We start from the raw sequence: 19,661 nt of genomic DNA, 5'->3' as shown, positions 1-19,661 counted from the left end.
CTCGGTAGAACTTATCTTGCTCCACTTCCAGCCTCCGGGCGGTTTGCGTAGTGTGTCCGGAACGTCCCGGTAATCCGCGACGTTTCGTTGGTTTCGGCTGGGCAACAAAGACGATTGGGTTGCGATGCCCACGCTGGAGCACACACAGGATGCGCACCGTGGACGGCCCCCGCCGTCGAACGCCGGGGGGATTCGGACCGCGTCGCACCGGTGGAGATCGGGAATACCGCAGATGATGCCGTCAACGGCCTAGACCTTTGGGCTATGCCTCTCCGTCCTATTGACCAGCGAAAACGTGGGTATGGTCGGGAGGTGGGCGGTGCGGCGACGCCGGCTGAGTAGAGTCACGCCGTCCGTGGTCGACGCCGCGGACGCGGACTACAGGACGCACACGATGGCGCGGCGCCCCCACGGGGGGCTCGAGGGGGTGACGCGGCACGGGAAGCGTCCTGGAGACACTGCTAGGAGCCTGTGGTGCCCAAGTTTGTCTATGACTTCACCGAAGGAAGCAAGGAACTCAAGGACCTCCTCGGCGGCAAGGGAGCCAACCTCGCCGAGATGACGCGTCTGGGACTGCCGGTTCCTCCGGGGTTCACCATCACCACCGAAGCCTGCCGTCACTATCTCAGCAACGGATCCCCGCCCGAGGACCTCGACGCCCAGATCGACACCCACCTCGCGGCGCTCGAGCGCGCCATGGGCAAGCGACTGGGACAGCCGGACGATCCCCTCCTGGTGAGCGTACGGTCCGGAGCCAAGCACTCCATGCCAGGCATGATGGAGACGGTCCTCAACATCGGGCTGAACGAGGAGTCGGTCGCGGGACTCGCGGCCCAGTCCGGAGACGAGCGGTTCGCGTGGGACTCCTACCGTCGCCTGATCCAGATGTTCGGACGTACCGTGCTGGGACTGGACGGTGACCTATTCGAGGAGGCCGTCGAGGCCGCCAAGTCCTCCAGGGGTGTCGTCGAGGACACGGGACTCGGCGTCGACGCCCTGAAGGGGCTCGTCGGTGAGTTCAAGGACGCCGTCGCGGAACACACCGGACACCCGTTCCCCGACGACCCCCGCGAGCAGATGAGGCGCGCGATCCGTGCCGTCTTCGACTCCTGGACCGCGCCACGCGCGGTGCTCTACCGCCGTCAGGAACGTATCCCCGGCGACCTGGGCACGGCGGTGAACGTCTGCGCGATGGTGTTCGGCAACCTCGGGCCGGACTCCGGCACGGGCGTGGCCTTCACCCGGGACCCGGCGACCGGGGCCCAAGGCGTGTACGGCGACTATCTCGCGAACGCACAGGGCGAGGACGTCGTCGCCGGGATCCGTAACACCATGCCCCTCGCCGACCTCGAGACCCTCGCGCCGGACTGCTACCGGAGCCTGCTGGACATCATGGAACGGTTGGAGAACCACTACCGCGACCTCTGTGACATCGAGTTCACCATCGAACGCGGCACACTGTGGATGCTGCAGACGCGGGTGGGCAAGCGGACCGCCGCGGCCGCGTTCCGGATCGCCAACCAGCTCCTCGACCAGCAGGTGATCACACTTGAGGAAGCGGCTGACCGCGTCAACGGCGACCAACTCGCCCAGCTCATGTTCCCCCGATTCACCGAGGACCCCGACGTTCCCCGGGACCTGCTCGGGCGCGGAATGAACGCCTCCCCCGGGGCGGCCGTGGGAAGGGCCGTCTTCGACTCCTACACCGCGGTCAAGTGGTCGCGCAGCGGCGAGGACGTCATCCTGGTGCGCCGGGAGACCAACCCCGACGACCTGGACGGCATGATCGCCGCTCGCGGCATCCTCACCAGCCGTGGAGGCAAGACCTCGCACGCCGCCGTCGTGGCTCGGGGGATGGGGAAGACCTGCGTGTGCGGCGCGGAGGACCTCGACGTGGACACCAAGAACCGGCGGTTCACCGCCCCCGGCGGGGAGATTGTGGAGGAGGGAGAGGTGATCTCCGTCGACGGTACGACGGGAGAGGTGTTCCGCGGCTCGGTACCCGTGGTGTCCTCGCCGGTCGTTCGGTACTTCGAGGGCGAGATCGACCCGGCCTCCGACCAGGCGGACGACCTGGTGCGCGCGGTGCACCGCATCATGAACTACGTGGACGCGGCGCGCCGCATGTACGTCCGGGCCAACGCCGACACGGCCGAGGACGCGGCCCGGGCGCGCCGGATGGGCGCGCAGGGAATCGGTCTGTGCCGTACCGAGCACATGTTCCTCGGGAGCCGCCGGGAGCTGGTGGAGGCACTGATCCTCGCGCACACCGACGGGGAACGCGCGGACGCGCTGGACGCCCTCCTCCCGTTGCAGTGCGCGGACTTCGTGGAGATCCTCGCGGCCATGGACGGCCTCCCGGTCACGGTACGACTACTCGACCCTCCGCTGCACGAGTTCCTGCCCGACATCACCGAGCTGTCGGTGCGGGTCGCCGTCGCGGAGGCCCGCGGGGAGAGTGTGGAGAACGACCTGCGCCTCCTGCAGGCCGTCCACCGCCTCCACGAACAGAATCCGATGCTGGGTCTGCGCGGCGTCCGCCTCGGTCTCGTGGTGCCTGGGCTGTTCACCATGCAGGTGCGCGCGATCGCCCAGGCCGCGGCCGAGCGACGCCGTGCCGGTGGCCACCCTCGTCCGGAGGTCATGATCCCGCTGGTGGGCACGGTGCAGGAGCTGGAGATCATTCGTGACGAGTCCCTCGCGGTACTCCGGGAGGTCTCCGAGGAGTACGGCGTGGAGCTGGACTTCCCCGTGGGCACCATGATCGAGCTGCCCCGCGCCGCCCTGACGGCCGGGCCACTCGCCGAGCACGCCGAGTTCTTCTCCTTCGGCACCAACGACCTGACCCAGACCGTGTGGGGCTTCTCGCGGGACGACGTGGAGGCGTCGTTCTTCTCCGCCTACCTGGAGAAGGGCGTGTTCGGGGCGTCCCCCTTCGAGACCCTGGACATCGACGGAGTCGGCCGTCTCGTCCAGATCGCCGCGACAGAGGGACGGGCGCGTCGTCCCGACATCAAGCTGGGTGTCTGCGGCGAACACGGAGGGGATCCGGCGTCGGTTCACTTCTTCCACGACGCCGGGCTCGACTACGTCTCCTGCTCGCCGTTCCGGGTTCCGGTCGCGCGCCTCGAGGCGGGGCGTGCCGCCCGCCGCGCGACCTGACGGGCCGTCCGGAACCTGTGTGTCGGGGGACCTGGGCCCCCGGCACGGTTTGTCTCGGGATGTTGCCCGCGTTGGCTATTGTCGATGACGTCGGCAGGGTAGGACCTGAGGTCACGTCGTCGAGGGGGGCCGGGTTGAGGGTTCCGAGCGGGGAGCGCGGTGACGCGCCCGACGGTTCCGGGGCACGTCGCCCGGGACCGGATCCGGACGCGACACAGGCCCTCGTCCGGCCGTCGCCACCCTCCCGCGACGAGACCACCGTCATCGGCGCTGGTCCGTCCGCGTCGACCGGGACCGGCCCCCGACCCACGTCCGACAGCACGGTCGGCCCGCCCGGCGCCGCCGACGTGACCCGCCCGTTCGTCCGCGACGAAGTGCGCCCTCGGCCCGAGCCGGCCCCCGGTTGGAATGAGCCGCCGCTCGACCCGCCAGAACCGCCGGAGCCGCCTGAGCCACCACGGCGCCGCCCGCCGCCGCGCCGGCCGCGCCGTCGGTTCCGCTTCCGCTGGGTCGTGGCCACCCTCCTCCTCGTGGCCGTTCTCGTTCCCGTGCTCACGTGGGCCAGTGTGTGGTTCACCGCACGCCAGGACGATCGCACTCCCTCGGACGCGATCGTGGTCATGGGGGCGAGCCAGTACAACGGCCGACCGTCGCCCGTCTTCGAGGCACGTCTCACCCACGCGATGAACCTTTACGACGAAGGCGTTGCCCCCGCCATCGTCACCGTCGGTGGTGGCCTGCCGGGGGACAACTACACCGAGGGCGAGGCCGGACGTAACTGGTTGGTCGAGCAAGGCGTGCCCTCGGAGAACGTGGTCGGCGTCGGCGAGGGCAGCGACTCCCTGGACTCGCTGGAGGCCGTCGCCGAGAGCTTCGACGAACGGGGCTGGTCCAGCGCCATCATCGTCTCCGACCCCTGGCACGCGCTGCGTTCGAAGGTGATCGCCTCCGACACGGGAATCGACGCGGGGACCTCGCCCGCCCGGTCGGGTCCCGCGGTCCTCACCCGCGAGACACAGCTCTGGTACATCACGCGTGAAGCCGCCTCCCTGCTGTACTACTGGACGTTCGGGGAGAGCGCGGGAGTCAAGATTGAGGCTGTCTGAGGCGGGACCGGAGCCGGGGTCCGTCTACACCGACACCGACCGACACCGGTGGGTCGTCGAGCCACCGAAGAACCGGGAACGGGGCCCGTTCGAACGTGACCGGGCACGCGTCCTGCACAGTTTCGCCCTGCGACGTCTGGCCGCCAAGACGCAGGTGGTGCGCCCCGGATCCAGTGACTTCCCCCGGACCCGCCTGACCCACTCGTTGGAGTGCGCCCAGATCGGTCGGGAGCTGGGACGGGTCCTGGGCTGCGACCCCGATCTCGTGGAGGCGGCGTGTCTCGCCCATGATCTCGGCCACCCGCCGTTCGGACACAACGGTGAGGCGGTGCTGGACGCGATGGCCGCGCCCTGTGGCGGGTTCGAGGGGAACGCGCAGAGCCTGCGGTTGCTGACCCGGCTGGAGTGCAAGGTGTTGGACGAGGCGGGGGAGAGCGCGGGGCTCAACCTGACCCGGGCGACGCTGGACGCGACGGTGAAGTATCCATGGCCCCGGCGTGGCGACAGCGCGAAGTTCAACGTCTACGCCGACGACCAACCAGTGTTCGACTGGATCCGCGACGGCGCGGAGTCGACTCGCCGCTGCGTCGAGGCGCAGGTCATGGACTGGTCCGATGACGTCGCCTACTCCGTCCACGACCTGGAGGACGGTCTGTACGCCGGGCTCGTGCCGATGGGGGCGCTGCGGGATCCCGTGGAACGCGCCCGTGTCGCGGAGGTCGCGGCGCGGGAGTACGCCCACGACCTCGTGGCGGACCCCGCTGAATTGGAGGAGGTCTTCGCCGACCTCATGGGCGAGGATTGCTGGCCTGAGGAGTTCGACGGCGGAGTACGGTCTCTCGCGGCGTTGAAGGACCTGACCAGCGGCCTGATCGGACGGTTTTGTCGCGCGGCCCAGGCGGCGACCCAGCGGCGTTACGGCCGGACGCCCCTGGCGCGCTACGGTGCGGAGCTCGTCGTCCCCCGGCGGGAGCTGTTGGAGTGTGCGCTGCTGAAGGCGGTCGCGCGGTGCTACGTGATGGGGCGGGACGGTGCCAGCGCCCACCGGGAACGCGAGCGCGAGGTGATGTACGAGCTCGTCACCGAACTGCGGCGTGGCGCCCCGGCGACGTTGGAGCCCACGTTCCGGGACGCTTTCCTCCGCGCTCGGTCGGAGGGGGACGCGTTGCGCGCTGTCATCGACCAGGCCGCCTCCTTCACCGACACCTCCGCGCTGGCCCGCCACCGCGATCTCCTCGGCGGAGCCCCGCGGTCCTGACCTCCAAGATCGCCACCCACGACGCTGAGTGGGCGACGGGTCCTCTGGGGAGGCGTGACGAGAGACCTCGGAACGATCGGGGGTCGTTTCGCCCACCCTCTTGACGACGATGATGTTAGCGCTAACAATGTAGCGTGCGTCACATGATCCCCTTCGTGTCGGTGGATGCCCGCGACCGGCCGTCCGGGGATGCGTGCGTGGCCCAAGACACGTCTGATGGGGAGTCACCGACCGATGGCGAATCCGAGCCCCCGCCCCCCTGTGATGGCGGACGTCGCGCACCGGGCCGGAGTGTCCCACCAGACCGTGTCTCGGGTGCTCAACGACCATCCCAACGTGCGTCCGGAAACGCGGGAGCGGGTCCGCTCGGCGATCGAGGAGCTCGGATACCACCGCAACTCCTCGGCGCGCGCGTTGGTGACGCGCCGCACCAACGTCCTGGGCGTGGTCGCCTTCGAGACCACGCACTACGGACCGGCCAGCACTCTGTTCAGTATCGAGCAGGCGGCTCGGGACGCCGGTTACTTCGTCAGCATCGTCAGCCTCAAGACGATCACCCCGGGCACCGTCCGTGAGGCGGTGGACTATCTGAGCGAGCAGTCGGTGGACGGATTCATCGTGATCGCACCGCAGCGGGCCGCGGTCGACTCCCTCGGCGAGCTCCCCGACGACCTACCGCTTGTCGCGGTGGAGGGAGGTGAGGCGCCGAGGATGCCCGTGGCGTGTGTGGACCAGTACGGCGGTGCGTATATGGCCACCGAGCATCTCCTGGCCCTCGGTCATCGGCGGGTACTGCATGTCGCGGGGCCGCCGGACTGGCTGGAGGCCGAACATCGGGTCGCGGGATGGAGGGCGGCCCTGACCGACGCGGGGATCGACGCCCCCGACGTGATCAGGGGGGACTGGAGTCCGAGCTCGGGATACGAGGCCGGCCTCAGCGTGGTACGCCATCAGCGGGGCGCCAGTGCGGTCTTCGTGGCGAACGACCAAATGGCCCTGGGGGTGTTGCGGGCGTTCGGCGAGTCCGGCATCCGTGTCCCGGAGGACGTCAGCGTGGTCGGATTCGACGACATCCCCGAGGCGGCCTTCTTCAGCCCCCCGTTGACGACCGTGTGGCAGGACTTCGCCTCGGTCGGGAAGTCCAGCATTCAGCTCCTCCTCGACCGGATCGACGGTGACCGACGGTTCTCCGGGGAGCCCCGCAGGATCGTGGTCCCGGCTCGGTTGATCGAAAGGGGGAGTACCTCGCGCGTCCCGGCCACGCGCGATTGACGACACGGATTCGCAGGAGAGGAGACGCGAGCATGGGCGACAGCGAGAGGACCGTGCACGGTGGCGGATAATGTTAGCGCTAACAACACAGTCGTCGTCGGCGTCGACTTCGGGACTCTTTCGGGGCGCGCCGTCGTGGTACGGGTCCGCGACGGCACGGAACTGGGCAGCGCCGTTCACGACTACGAGCACGGAGTGGTCACGCGACGCCTCCCCGGTGAAGCCACGGAACTCCCCCCGGAGACCTGTCTGCAGATCCCGGAGGACTGGCGACAGGTACTGCGTCGCGCCGTGCCCGAGGCGTTGACCCGTGCCGGCGTCACCCCCGACCAGGTGATCGGAATCGGAACCGACTTCACCGCGTGCACCGTGCTGCCCACCCGAATCGACGGCACGCCTCTGTGCGAGATCGACGGCCTCACGGACCGGTCGCACGCCTATCCGAAGCTGTGGAAGCACCACGCCGCCCAGGCGGAGGCCGACATGGTGAACGCCGCGGCGCGCCGAAGGGCGGAGAAGTGGTTGGACCGCTACGGAGGTCGGGTCTCCGCGGAGTGGCAGTTCGCCAAGGCACTACAGGTCCTGCGAGAGGACCCGGACGTGTTCGCGCGGTCCGACCGATGGATCGAGGCGGCGGACTGGATCGTCTGGGAACTGTCCGGACGCGAGACCCGCAATGTCTGCAGCGCCGGTTACAAGGGCCTCCACCAGGACGGGGACTGGCCGTCGCGCGAGTACCTCGCCAGCGTCGCGCCGGGGTTCGAGGGCGTCGTGGACGACAAGATGCGCGGCCCCCTGTCGCATCTTGGTCAGCCGGCGGGTCGACTCACCGACCGCGCCGCGCGGTGGACCGGCCTGCGGGAAGGGACGACGGTCGCGGTGGGCAACGTGGACGCCCACGTGACGGCCGCCGCCGCGGGCGCGACCCGCCCCGGCCAGTTGCTCGCCGTCATGGGCACCAGTACGTGCCATGTGATGAACGCCGACACGCTCGTCCCCGTACCGGGGATGTGCGGAGTCGTCCGCGACGGAATAGTCCCAGGACTCTGGGGCTACGAGGCGGGCCAGAGTGGAGTGGGGGACATCTTCGGCTGGTTCGTCGATCGCTGCCTTCCCGACGAGTACACGCGCCGTGCGCGGGAGCGCGGCGTCAGCGCACACGTGCTGCTGTCGGAGCTCGCCTCCGAGCAGGCCGTGGGGGCGCACGGCCTCGTCGCGCTGGACTGGCACAGCGGAAACCGTTCCGTGCTGGTCGACCATGACCTCTCCGGCGTTGTCGCCGGACTCACCCTCGCCACGCGGCCGGAGGAGATCTACCGAGCGCTCGTGGAGGCGACGGCCTTCGGTACCCGCACCATCGTTGAGTCCTTCGAGAATGCGGGGGTGGAGGTCCGAGAACTGATCGCGGCGGGGGGACTCATCCGCAACGGGTTCGTCATGCAGGTCTACGCCGACGTACTTGGGCGGCCCATCAGTCTCGTCGGTTCGGCGGAGGCACCGGCCCTGGGATCGGCCATCCACGCCGCGGTCGCCGCCGGCGCCTACCCCGACATCCACGCGGCGGCCGACGCCATGGGGTCACGGGAGGCCGACGTCTACCGGCCCGATCCCGGGCGCGTGCGATCCTACGACGCCCTGTACGACATCTACACCGAACTCCACGACCACTTCGGCCGTGGGGGGAGCTCCGTCCTCCACGCGCTACGCACGATTCGAAACGAGGCGGTGGCCACGACATGAACGACCTTCCCCCGGAGGTATCCCGACTCCGCGCCGAGGTCTGCGCCCTGCACTCCGAGCTCACCCGCTGGGGTCTGGTCACCTGGACCAGCGGGAACATCTCGGCTCGCGTACCCGACGCCGACCTGATGGTCATCAAACCCAGTGGGGTCTCCTACGCGGACCTGGTCCCGGAGTCGATGGTCGTCACCGACCTCCACGGTGAGCCCGTCCACGGCGATCACCGCCCCTCCAGTGACACCGCGGCGCACGCGTACGTCTACCGCGAGATGCCGGAGGTCGGCGGAGTCGTCCACACCCACAGTCCTTACGCGACCGCGTGGGCGGCTCGCGGTGAGCCCATTCCCTGCGTCATCACGGCGATGGCCGACGAGTTCGGCGGGGAGATCCCGGTGGGCCCGTTCGCCCTCATCGGCGGGGACGACATCGGCAGAGGAATCGTCACCACACTGCGCGCCCACCGGTCACCGGCCGTGCTGATGGACCGTCACGGCCCGTTCACCATCGGCGAGGACGCGCGGGCCGCGGTGAAGGCGGCGGTGATGTGTGAGGACGTGGCGCGGACGGTGCACATCGCGCGGGAGCACAGCCCCGTCACGTCACTCGAAGACGAGCACGTCGACGCCCTCCACCAGAGGTACCAACACGTCTACGGCCAACGCCCCCAGCAGGCGGGGAACGGGAGGAATCCGTGACAGCGCACCACACCAAGCCCCGGATCGGCCTGATCGGGGTGATGCAGGAGCTGTACGACGACATGATTCCCGGCATCACCGAACGCCAGGCGCACTACGCTCGCCGCGTCGCCGAGGATCTCGCGCCGGTCGCCGATGTCCACGTCGGGGATCCGGTTCGTGGTAGGGCGGACGCCGAACGGGTCGTGCGGCGGTTCGAGAACGAGGACCTGGACGGTGTCCTCGTCGTCATGCTCACCTACGGACCGAGCCTGCGCGTCACGCGGGCGCTCACCACCGCCCGGCTGCCCATCGCATTGGCGAACATCCAGCCGGAGCCCACGGTGAGTCCCCGGTGGGACATGGCTGACATGACCTACAACCAGGGAATCCACGGCGCCCAGGACACCGCCAACGCCATGGTGCGAGGCGGCGTGCGCTTCGACGTCATCACCGACGAGTGGCCCTCGGGGACCTTCCGGGATCGCGTCGGACGTTGGGCACGGGCGGCCCACGCGGTGACCGCCTGGAAACGGTTGCGGGTCGGCGTGTTCGGTTATCCCATGAACGGCATGGGCGACGCCCGCTTCGACGAGACCGCGCTACTGCGAAAACTCGGGCCCGAGGCGCACGTGATCGCGCCGGGGAACCTGTACCGCGCAATGCGCGCCACGTCCCCGGACGAGGTCGCCGCGCTGCGCGCGAGGGAGGACACCCAGTTCGACGTCGACCCCCAACTGACCGACGAACAGCGGGACGACCACGCCCGGATGCAGCTCGGTATCGATCGTCTGTTGCGCGACCACGGTTGTCGTGCCTACTCCACGCACTTCGACGCGATCGGGGAGGACGGTCGGTTCGCCCGACTACCGATGGCCGCGGCGTCCAGTCTGATGGCCGACGGTTACGGTTTCGCCGGAGAGGGAGACGTGCTGGCCGCGTCACTCGTCAGCGCCGCGCACTCGCTCACCGGTCTCGGTCACTTCACCGAGATGTACGCGATGGACTTCCCCACGGACTCCATCCTCATGAGTCACATGGGGGAAGGGAACTGGCGTTTCGCGCGGGAGGACGAGCCGGTACGCCTCATCTCCCGCCCGTTGGGCATCGGCGGACTCGATGACCCTCCCACCGTGATGTTCCGTTACCGGCCGGGGAAGGCGACACTCGCCTCACTCGTCGCGCTCGACGGCGAACGGTTCCGCCTGGTCGTCGCCGAGGGCGAGGTACTGGACTCTCCCACCCTCCCCGCGCTGGAGATGCCCTACGGACAGTTCGCGCCCGACTCCGGTATCCGCCGCTGCATGGACGCCTGGCTGCGCGCCGGCGGCACCCACCACATGGCCATGACCCTCGGCCGCACCGCCGAGGACTGGAGAGTGTTCTGCGAACTCGCCGGCATCGAGTTCGTCCGGGTCTGACGACCCGATCCCCCCACCGCACGAGGAGTGAGCTTCCATGAAAGCGACCACACGTGGCCTCGCCGCGTTCGCCGTGCCAGCACTGTCCCTGACCGCCTGTGGAGGCGTGGGCGACGCCGCCCGTGACGGTGAGGCCCTGGTCGGCCTCGCCATGCCCACACAGTCCTCCGAACGCTGGGTCCACGACGGCGGCAACATGGCGGAGGAGTTCGAGGAACTCGGGTACGACACCGACCTCCAGTACGCCGAGGACGTGATCGAGGACCAGATCTCTCAGATCGAGAACATGATCACGCGCGGGGCCGACGCGCTGGTCATCGCCGCGATCGACGGCGAGGCACTGACCGATGTACTCCAGCAGGCGGCGGACGCCGGGATCCCCGTCGTCTCCTACGACCGGCTGATCATGGGCAGCGAACACGTCGACTACTACGCGACGTTCGACAACTTCGAGGTGGGAGTGTTGCAGGGCACCTACATCGAAGAGGCCCTGTCCCTCGCGGACGACGACGGTCCGCACAACATCGAACTCTTCGGTGGCTCACCGGACGACAACAACGCCTATTTCTTCTACGACGGCGCGATGTCGGTCCTGGAGCCCTACATCGACGACGGCACCCTCGTCGTGCGGAGTGACCAGACGACGATGGAGCAGATCTCGACACTGCGTTGGGACGGCGAACAGGCACAGTCACGGATGGACGACCTGCTCAGCAGCTACTACGCCGATGAGGAAGTCGACGCGGTGCTCTCCCCCTATGACGGGATCAGTATCGGCGTCATCTCCTCGCTGCAAGGGGCGGGTTACGACAGCGACGGGATGCCGGTGATCACCGGACAGGACGCCGAGGCCGCCTCGGTTCGCTCCATCGTCGACGGCGAGCAGTCACAGACCGTGTTCAAGGACACCCGTGAACTCGCCGACGTCGCCGTGGACATGACGGTCTCGGTGCTGGAGGGCGAGGAACCAGAGGTCAACGACACCGAGAGCTACGACAACGACGTCAAGGTCGTGCCCTCCTTCCTGCTGGAACCGGTGTCGGTGGACATCGACAACTACGACGAGGTGCTCATCGAGTCCGGTTACTACAGCGAGGACGACCTGTCCTAGCGGCCCGCGCCGGAAGGAGGCGAACGGCGTGACGAGCGACACCATCCTGCGCATGCGAGGAATCAGCAAGCGTTTCCCCGGCGTGACGGCCTTGGAGCACGTCGACCTGGCGGTACGTCGCGGAGACGTCCACGCCCTGGTGGGCGAGAACGGAGCGGGCAAGTCCACCCTCGTGAAGGTGCTGAGCGGCGTTCATCCCCACGGCACCTACGGCGGGGACATCGAAGTCGACGGCACGGTGCGTCGGTTCCGCGGGGTTCGGGACTCGGAACGTGCGGGAATCGTCATCATTCACCAGGAGTTGGCCCTCGTCCCCCAGTTGTCCATCGCGGAGAACATCTTCCTCGGCAACGAGCGCGCGAGCCGAGGGATCGTGGACTGGGGGCGAACCGTGGGGAGCGCCAGGGAGCTGCTGGATCGCGTGGGGCTCCCACTCGATCCCAATGTCCAGGTCGCCACGCTGGGAGTCGGCCAACAACAGCTCGTGGAGATCGCGAAGGCGCTCGCCAAGGACGTGCGGATCCTGATCCTGGACGAACCGACCTCTGCCCTGAACGAGACCGACTCCGACACGTTGCTGCGGCTGCTGGGTGAACTACGGCGCCACGGCATCACCAGCATCATGATCTCGCACAAACTGGACGAGATCACCCGGGTCGCCGACACCATCACCGTGATCCGCGACGGCAGCACGGTGGAGACCCTGGCCGTCGACGCGAACGCGACCGAGGAACGCGTCATCCGCGGAATGGTGGGACGGGACCTCGACCAACGGTTCCCCGTCCACACCCCACACATCTCCGACGTGCGCCTGGAGGTGTCGGGGTGGACCGTGGACCACCCCACCCAACCCGATCGGCGCGTACTCGACGACGTCAGCCTCACCGTTCGCGGTGGGGAGATCGTCGGCATCGCCGGGCTGATGGGGGCCGGTCGTACCGAGTTCGCCATGAGCCTGTTCGGGCGGTCCTACGGCCGCTACGTCGGTGGAACCGTCCGACGGGACGGGCAGGAGGTCGCGCTGCGCTCCGTCGGTGACGCGATCGACGCGGGGATCGCCTACGTGCCGGAGGATCGGAAACAGCTCGGCCTCATTCTCGACAACGACATCAGGACCAACGTCACCCTGGCGGCGCTGGAGCGCGTCAGCGAACACGGTGTGGTGGACCCCGGATCGCAGGTCGTGCACGCGGAACGGATTCGCACCCGAATGGGCGTCCGCAGCCGCGACATCCACCAGAACATGGACACGTTGAGCGGTGGGAACCAGCAGAAGGTCGTGCTGGGCAAGTGGCTGTTCACCGAACCCGACGTCCTCATCCTCGACGAGCCCACCCGCGGGATCGACGTCGGGGCCAAGTACGAGATCTATCAGATCATCCACTCGCTGGCCGACGACGGCCGCGCCGTGCTTCTCATCTCCTCGGAACTGCCCGAACTCATCGGTATGGCCGACCGCGTCTACACGATGTGTGAAGGTCGCATCACCGGCGAGCTGAGTGGCCCCGAAGCGAACCAAGAGACCCTGATGCGACTCATGACGAGCACCGACCCCCGGGGGGCCGACTGATGGCCACCCTCCTCGACCTGGTCCGCAACAACGCGCGTCAGTACGGAATGGTGATCGCTCTCGCCCTGATCGTCGTTCTGTTCCAGATCCTGACCGGTGGTCTGCTTCTGCAGCCCCAGAACGTCACGAACCTCATCCTGCAGAACAGCTACATCCTGATCCTGGCGATCGGGATGATGCTGGTGATCATCACCGGGCACATCGACCTCTCCGTAGGCTCGGTGGTGGCGTTCGTGGGCGCCCTGTCCGCGGTCATGCTCACCGCGTGGGACCTTCCGGTGCCACTCGTGGTGGTGCTCGCCATCACGGTCGGGGCGCTGATCGGGGCGTGGCACGGGTTCTGGGTCGCCTACGTGCGCATACCGGCGTTCATCGTCACGCTCGCCGGGATGCTGATATTCCGCGGTGCGACGATGGTGACGCTGGGCGGAGAGTCGATCAGTCAACTCCCCCCGGGGCTGCGCGCGCTCGGATCCGGCTACCTTCCCGCGATGGAGAACGTCGCGGTGACGCTCCCGCGTGTGCGGTTCGGCGACGGAGTCGGCATCACCTTCGTCGAGGCGCACACACTCACCCTCGCACTCGGGCTCCTCGCGTCCGTGGCCCTGGTGTGGAGCGCGGTGCGCAACCGTGACCGGCTCGCGCGCCACGGCCTCCGCGTCGGCGCCCGGTCGGTGTTCCTCGCCCGGGTCATCATGACCGTCGGCGCCATCACCGCGTTCTGCTACATGCTGGCGATTCACCGGGGCATCCCCATCGTGGGAGTCCTCCTCCTCGTGCTGATCGTCGGCTACGCGTTCGTCATGGGCAACATGACGGTCGGCCGGAGAATCTACGCGGTGGGCGGGAACGAGAAGGCCGCGATGCTCTCCGGCGTGCGAACCCAGGCCACCACATTCTGGGTCTTCGTCAACATGGGAGCGCTCTCGGCGCTGGCGGGTCTGGTGTTCGTCGCGCGACTCAACGCGGCGACCCCCCGCGCGGGCACCATGTTCGAGCTGGAGGCGATCGCGGCCGCCTTCATCGGCGGCGCCTCAGCGTACGGGGGCGTCGGCACGGTGGTCGGAGCCGTCATCGGTGCCCTGGTCATGGGCGTCATGAACAACGGCATGTCCATCATCGGTCTCGGGGTCGACTGGCAACAGCTCATCAAGGGACTCGTCCTGCTCGCGGCCGTGGCCTTCGACATCTACAACAAGACCCGCGTGGCCCCCCGCCGCGTCCACGCCGAGTCGACCGCGGACCGGCCTCCCGAGCCCGCCGAGTCAACGGCGTTGGCGGCGGGCGGCTCCGCCGTGGGAAGGGTGCGTGAGTCCCCGCCGTAGGACCCGCACCCCTCCATCCCCACCACATCCGACCGAGCCAGTGGTGGAGTTCGCGCTGTCGCGGCGACGCCACCACCGACATCTCCAGGACGGGAGCGGCCCGGTCCGTCCGTCCCGACAGTTACTCCCAGGCGCACCACCGACTCAGAGGAGGCGCGTTCGCATGAGGGACGCGAAGTACACCCACCGATCGGAGCGATGGCTCCCCCGCCGGGGATTCATCGCGGCCAGCGGCCTCGGCCTCACCGGCGCGGCACTCGGAATCACCGGATGCGGTCCCGCGGACGCGGTGTTGGATGACCGAATCCCGTTGCGGCAGTGGAATCCGTTCTCCGCCGGAGACGGGGATCGGATCATCCAGATGCACCAGCGTTACCAGGACGAGCATCCGGACATCGACTTCCGGGCCGTGACGTTCGAGTGGGGGCCACCCTTCTACACCAAGGTCGCGATGAGCGCGGCCGGTGGCCGCGCGGCCGACGTGGCCGTTCTCCACATGTCCCGACTGGCGAGCATGGCCCCGGGACGGCTCCTGGACCCCATCGACACGGACACCCTCGCCGATTTCGGGATCGACGAGAACGTCCTCCTGCCGCATGTCTGGAATCAGGGATTCCACGACGGCGAACTCTACGGACTCGCGTTCGACACCCACCCCCACATTCACTACTTCAACCCGGAGATCTGTGAGGAGGCGGGTCTGCTCGACTCCGACGGCCGGTTGGTCGAGACCCACGGTGTGGAGGAGTACCTCGACATGTGTCGTGCGGTTCAGGAAGTCACCGGGGACCTCGCCCTGTCTCTGGACACCACGTACTCCTGGCCGTTCTTCTGGACGATGTACCGCCAGCAGGACGCCGAGCTCACGTTCTTCGAGGATGATTTCCAGATCGACGACGAGGCCGCCCTCAACGCCTTCGCGGTGATCCATCAACTCACCGAAGAGGGTTTGACTCCTCGATTCACCAACAATCCCGGCGCGACCGCGGTCCTCGACAACGGACAGGCCGGGCTCCTCTTCCAAGGCAACTGGGAGATCCCCAGCTTCGAGGACTCCGGTCTTCCGTACTCCGCGGGCGAGGCGCCGGACCTGTTCGGTAACCGCCGTACCCGTGCCGACGCACACTGTTTCGTGCTGCCCCATCAGGACGACCGTGACCCGGAGAGGACACGTGCGTCACTCGCGTACATGGCCTGGATGCTGAGGAACAGCCTCATCTGGAGCGAGGGCGGCGGACACATTCCCGCGTACCAGCCGGTGGTCGAGAGCGACGAGTACCAGGCGCTGGAGCCCCACGTCCACTATGCCGGCGCCGCGGAGAACGCGGAGTTCGAGCCGGACGTGTGGTTCAGCGGTTCGTCGAGCCGCCTGCAGTCGGAGGCGGCGGCCGCGCTCAACGGGCTGCACACGGGGAGTTCGAATCCCGAACAGGCCCTGGAACAGTTCAAGGCCAGCCTGCGCACACTCGTCACGACTCCATCCCCGGTCTGAGGAGGTGCGCCGTGATGACCACACTTTCCAAACTTTCCAACAGGTCGAACAAACACCGTGGGCGCGCGTCAGCCGGAGACGTTCGGGAGTCCGGACGCTGGGCGGGACCGTGGTTCATCCTGCCCTTCGTCGCCTTCTACGTCCTGTTCTTGATCTGGCCGTCCCTCGCGATGCTCGGCTACAGCTTCACCGACCGGAGCCTCGCCGGTGGGCCGGTGTCGTGGGTGGGGATCGAGAACTGGGTCGAGGCCCTGGGCGATCCATACATGTGGCGGTCCCTCTGGATCACGCTGCTGTTCACCCTGCTCAGCGTGCCCCCTCTCGTGGCCCTGGGGGCGGCTCTCGCGATCCTCACCGACCACGCCCGGCGTCTCGGCTGGTTCCTGCGGATGGCCTTCTTCGCGCCGTTCGTGCTGCCGGTCGCGGTCATGACCATGATCTGGACCTGGCTGTACCAACCCGGCTTCGGGCTCATCAACCAGTACCTCCAGATGATGGGACTCCAGGAAGTCGAATGGTTGGGCAATGAGGGCACGGTCCTGATCGCCATCGTCATCGCCACCGTGTGGTGGACCGTCGGGTTCAACTTCGTGCTCTATCTCGCCGCGCTCCAGGGGATCCCCCGCGAGACCTACGAAGCGGCGGGCATCGACGGAGCGGGCGCCTGGCGGAAGATCCGCCACATCACCATTCCACAGCTCAAGCGGACCACCGGCCTGGTGACGGTGCTGCAGGTCATCGCGTCACTGCGCATCTTCGACCAGGCGTATCTGATGGGCGGAGACTTCGGCGGACCCAACTTCGCCTCCCGCACATTCATCCACTACATCTACGAGACCGGCTTCGTGAACTTCCGCCTGGGCCTCGGGTCGGCGATGGCGTGGGTTCTCACCATCACCATGGTCCTCGTTTCCGTCCTGCTCTTCCGCTTCTTCACCCGGGATGGGAGGTAGCCGTGGCCACGACATCCACTCCACCACGGACGACCCACGCACAGAGCGGGCGGCGGCACGGCCCTGCCCCGCGGCCACGTACCCGACTGGGGCGGGTCAACCCCGGCATCACGATCCTCTACGTCGTGGCCATCGCCGCGGCGCTCGTGTGGTTGGTCCCGCTGCTGTGGGCGATCGCCACCTCGATCAAGCCGGAGGCCGAGACCACACTGATGCCGTTGCGGTGGCTCACGGCGTCACCCACGGTTGAGCACTACGTCGCGGTGATCCAACGCGGTGAACTGTTGCGGTGGATTCTGAACTCGCTGGTCGTGTCGACACTCGTGACCGTACTGACACTGGTGCTGTGTGTGTTGGCGGCCTACGGCTTCTCCAAGTGTGAGTTCCCGGGCCGCGGGTGGGCGTTCGCCTTGGTGATCGGCGGGATTCTCATTCCGCCTCAGGTCGTCGTCGTGCCCCAGTTCGTGTTGATGACCCAGCTCAACCTGGTGAACACCTATTGGGGAGTCGCGCTGCCACAGGTCGTCATGCCGATGTTCGTACTGATCTTCAAGCGGTTCTTCGACGCCATTCCGCGGGACTACGAAGACGCGGCACGGATGGACGGGGCCGGCCACATCAGGATTCTGCTCAACGTGGTCCTGCCGCTCTCGCGGCCGATCATGGCCGCGGTGGGAATCTTCGCCTTCATCGGAGCCTGGAACAACTTCCTCTGGCCGCTGATCGTCATCCAGGACCCCGACGTCATGACCGTTCCCGTGGGCCTGGCCACGGTCTCCAGCGACCATGGCCTGCAGTACGCCCCCAGCATGGCGGCGGCGGTGATCGGCGCACTACCGCTGCTCATCGTCTTCCTGCTCTTCCAGCGTCAGATCGTCACCGGTGTCGCCGGAGCCGGCATCAAAGGTTAGGACCCTCGCGCCATCCGACTCGTCCCGACAAGCCCTCCGCCCCGATACCCGTCCCCGTGTGTCCCGTTCCTGACACAGGCGGTGTCCGCCCTCGCTTCGAAAGTTGAGGTCATCCATGCTCCACGCCTCGACCACCATCGATCCCGCGTTTCGCGTCGCCCCGGTGCGCCGTCGCACCTTCGGTAGTTTCGTCGAGCACCTCGGCCGCGGCGTATACACCGGAATCTACGAGCCCCACCACCCCACCGCCGACGCCGACGGTCTGCGAACGGACGTCCTGGACCTCGTCCGGGAGCTGGGAGTGAGCACGGTGCGTTACCCCGGTGGCAACTTCGTGTCGGCCTACCGCTGGGAGGACGGCGTCGGTCCCAAGGATCAACGCCCCACGCGCCTGGACCTCGCGTGGCGCGCCGTGGAGACCAACCAGTTCGGGCTCGACGAGTTCATGCGCTGGGCCGAGAAGGCCGGCGTCGAACCGATGATGGCGGTGAACCTGGGAACCCGTGGCGTGCTCGAGGCCATGGACCTGCTGGAGTACTGCAACTATCCCGGAGGAACCACGACGTCCGACCAACGCGTCGCCCACGGGCGTACCGAACCGTACGGGGTCACGATGTGGTGTCTCGGAAACGAGCTGGACGGCCCCTGGCAGATCGGGCATCGGACGGCGCACGAGTACGGGAGGATCGCGGCGGAGACCGCCCGCGCGATGCGGTTCGTCCAGCCCGACCTCGAACTCGTCGCCTGCGGTAGTTCCCACTACGGCATGCCCACGTTCGGGACCTGGGAGCGAACGGTGCTGGAGGAGACCTACGACCTGGTGGACCACATCTCCCTGCACGCCTACTACCAAGAGCGGGACGGCGACCTCGCGAGCTTCCTGGCGTCCGCCCGGAACATGGATGACTACATTCGCGCGGCGGTCGCCACCGCGGACAGCGTCCGCGCGGAACTCAAACGGGACAAGCGAATCCAGATCTCGTTCGACGAATGGAACGTCTGGTACCAGGCACCCAACCCCGAACCGTGGCAGTACCCGCCCGGACTACGGGCCGGGCAGCGGTGGCCCCAGGCCCCGCGACAGCTGGAGAACATCTACACCGTGGCCGACGCCGTGGTCGTGGGCAACCTCCTGATCTCCCTCCTGCGCCACTCCGACCGGGTCACGGCCGCCTGCCAGGCCCAATTGGTCAACGTCATCGCGCCGATCTTCACCGAGCCCGGAGGCCGTGCCTGGAAGCAGAGCATCTTCCACCCCTTCGCGTTGACCTCCGCGGCGGCCGCTGGTGAGGTCCTTTGGTGCGAGACACGGGCACCCGACGTCGAGACCGCGACGTACGGCGAGGTTCCGGTGGTGGACGCGGTGGCCACCCATGACCCGGACGGGGGACAGGCGGTGGTTTTCGTCGTCAATCGCTCGACCGCGGAGCCGGTGACCTTCGAGGCCGACGCCAGGGCCGTGGGGGCTGGCCGTGTCCAACGGTGCCTCACCCTCGCCGACGAGGACGTGTACGCGACCAACACCGCGGAGGAGCCCGAGCGAGTGAGGCCGCGGGACAACCCACGCGTTCGGTTGCGCGAGGGACTGCTCAGCGTCGTCCTGCCTCCCGTGTCCTGGAGCATGGTGACGCTCGCGACGGACGGCTCGTGAGAGGACCTGGGTGAT

Annotated in this window: 14 protein-coding genes; all 14 read left to right on the top strand. The window is 67.9% G+C overall.

Annotation, left to right across the window (positions count from 1 at the left end; translation table 11 throughout):
- Positions 1-474: 474 nt before the first annotated feature.
- Positions 475-3,162, top strand: a complete 2,688-nt coding sequence (gene ppdK / locus J4H86_RS07620) for a pyruvate, phosphate dikinase (RefSeq protein ID WP_236542803.1) — start codon at positions 475-477, stop codon at positions 3,160-3,162.
- A gap of 530 nt (positions 3,163-3,692) precedes the next feature.
- Positions 3,693-4,268 carry a YdcF family protein gene (locus J4H86_RS27395; RefSeq protein ID WP_330932502.1) on the top strand — a complete coding sequence of 192 codons (576 nt, stop codon included), beginning with the start codon at positions 3,693-3,695 and terminating at the stop codon, positions 4,266-4,268.
- A complete protein-coding gene (locus tag J4H86_RS07610) occupies positions 4,261-5,526 on the top strand; it encodes a deoxyguanosinetriphosphate triphosphohydrolase (protein WP_236543938.1) in 1,266 nt (421 codons plus the stop codon). The genes J4H86_RS27395 and J4H86_RS07610 overlap by 8 nt, the downstream gene beginning before the upstream one ends.
- A 234-nt stretch (positions 5,527-5,760) precedes the next feature.
- Positions 5,761-6,798, top strand: a complete 1,038-nt coding sequence (locus J4H86_RS07605) for a LacI family DNA-binding transcriptional regulator (RefSeq protein ID WP_236542801.1) — start codon at positions 5,761-5,763, stop codon at positions 6,796-6,798.
- 60 nt (positions 6,799-6,858) lie between these two features.
- Positions 6,859-8,538, top strand: a complete 1,680-nt coding sequence (gene araB, locus J4H86_RS07600; protein WP_236542800.1) for a ribulokinase — start codon at positions 6,859-6,861, stop codon at positions 8,536-8,538.
- A complete protein-coding gene (locus tag J4H86_RS07595) occupies positions 8,535-9,233 on the top strand; it encodes an L-ribulose-5-phosphate 4-epimerase (RefSeq protein ID WP_236542799.1) in 699 nt (232 codons plus the stop codon). Before araB ends, J4H86_RS07595 begins: the two co-directional genes overlap by 4 nt.
- Positions 9,234-9,274: 41 nt before the next feature.
- Positions 9,275-10,633, top strand: a complete 1,359-nt coding sequence (locus tag J4H86_RS07590; protein ID WP_236543937.1) for an L-fucose/L-arabinose isomerase family protein — start codon at positions 9,275-9,277, stop codon at positions 10,631-10,633.
- A gap of 37 nt (positions 10,634-10,670) precedes the next feature.
- Complete coding sequence (chvE, locus tag J4H86_RS07585; RefSeq protein ID WP_236542798.1) at positions 10,671-11,744, top strand: multiple monosaccharide ABC transporter substrate-binding protein; 1,074 nt, start codon at positions 10,671-10,673, stop codon at positions 11,742-11,744.
- Between the two features lie 52 nt (positions 11,745-11,796).
- Entirely contained in the window at positions 11,797-13,314 is a 1,518-nt protein-coding gene (locus J4H86_RS07580) for a sugar ABC transporter ATP-binding protein (protein WP_236543936.1), read from the top strand.
- On the top strand, positions 13,314-14,639 hold the full coding sequence (mmsB, locus tag J4H86_RS07575; protein WP_236542797.1) for a multiple monosaccharide ABC transporter permease: 1,326 nt from the start codon (positions 13,314-13,316) through the stop codon (positions 14,637-14,639). Before J4H86_RS07580 ends, mmsB begins: the two co-directional genes overlap by 1 nt.
- 163 nt (positions 14,640-14,802) lie before the next feature.
- On the top strand, positions 14,803-16,131 hold the full coding sequence (locus J4H86_RS07570) for an extracellular solute-binding protein (RefSeq protein ID WP_236542796.1): 1,329 nt from the start codon (positions 14,803-14,805) through the stop codon (positions 16,129-16,131).
- 14 nt (positions 16,132-16,145) lie between these two features.
- The gene (locus J4H86_RS07565; RefSeq protein WP_236542795.1) at positions 16,146-17,084 is read left to right on the top strand and encodes a carbohydrate ABC transporter permease; all 939 of its coding nucleotides are present in this window, start codon (positions 16,146-16,148) and stop codon (positions 17,082-17,084) included.
- A gap of 2 nt (positions 17,085-17,086) precedes the next feature.
- A complete protein-coding gene (locus J4H86_RS07560) occupies positions 17,087-17,995 on the top strand; it encodes a carbohydrate ABC transporter permease (protein WP_394356461.1) in 909 nt (302 codons plus the stop codon).
- A gap of 115 nt (positions 17,996-18,110) precedes the next feature.
- Positions 18,111-19,646 carry an arabinosylfuranosidase ArfA gene (gene arfA, locus J4H86_RS07555; protein WP_236542794.1) on the top strand — a complete coding sequence of 512 codons (1,536 nt, stop codon included), beginning with the start codon at positions 18,111-18,113 and terminating at the stop codon, positions 19,644-19,646.
- Positions 19,647-19,661: the final 15 nt, after the last annotated feature.

Origin of the sequence: Spiractinospora alimapuensis, from assembly GCF_018437505.1 — a bacterium.
Lineage (GTDB): Bacteria > Actinomycetota > Actinomycetes > Streptosporangiales > Streptosporangiaceae > Spiractinospora > Spiractinospora alimapuensis.
This window is presented reverse-complemented; position numbering and strand designations above follow the sequence as displayed.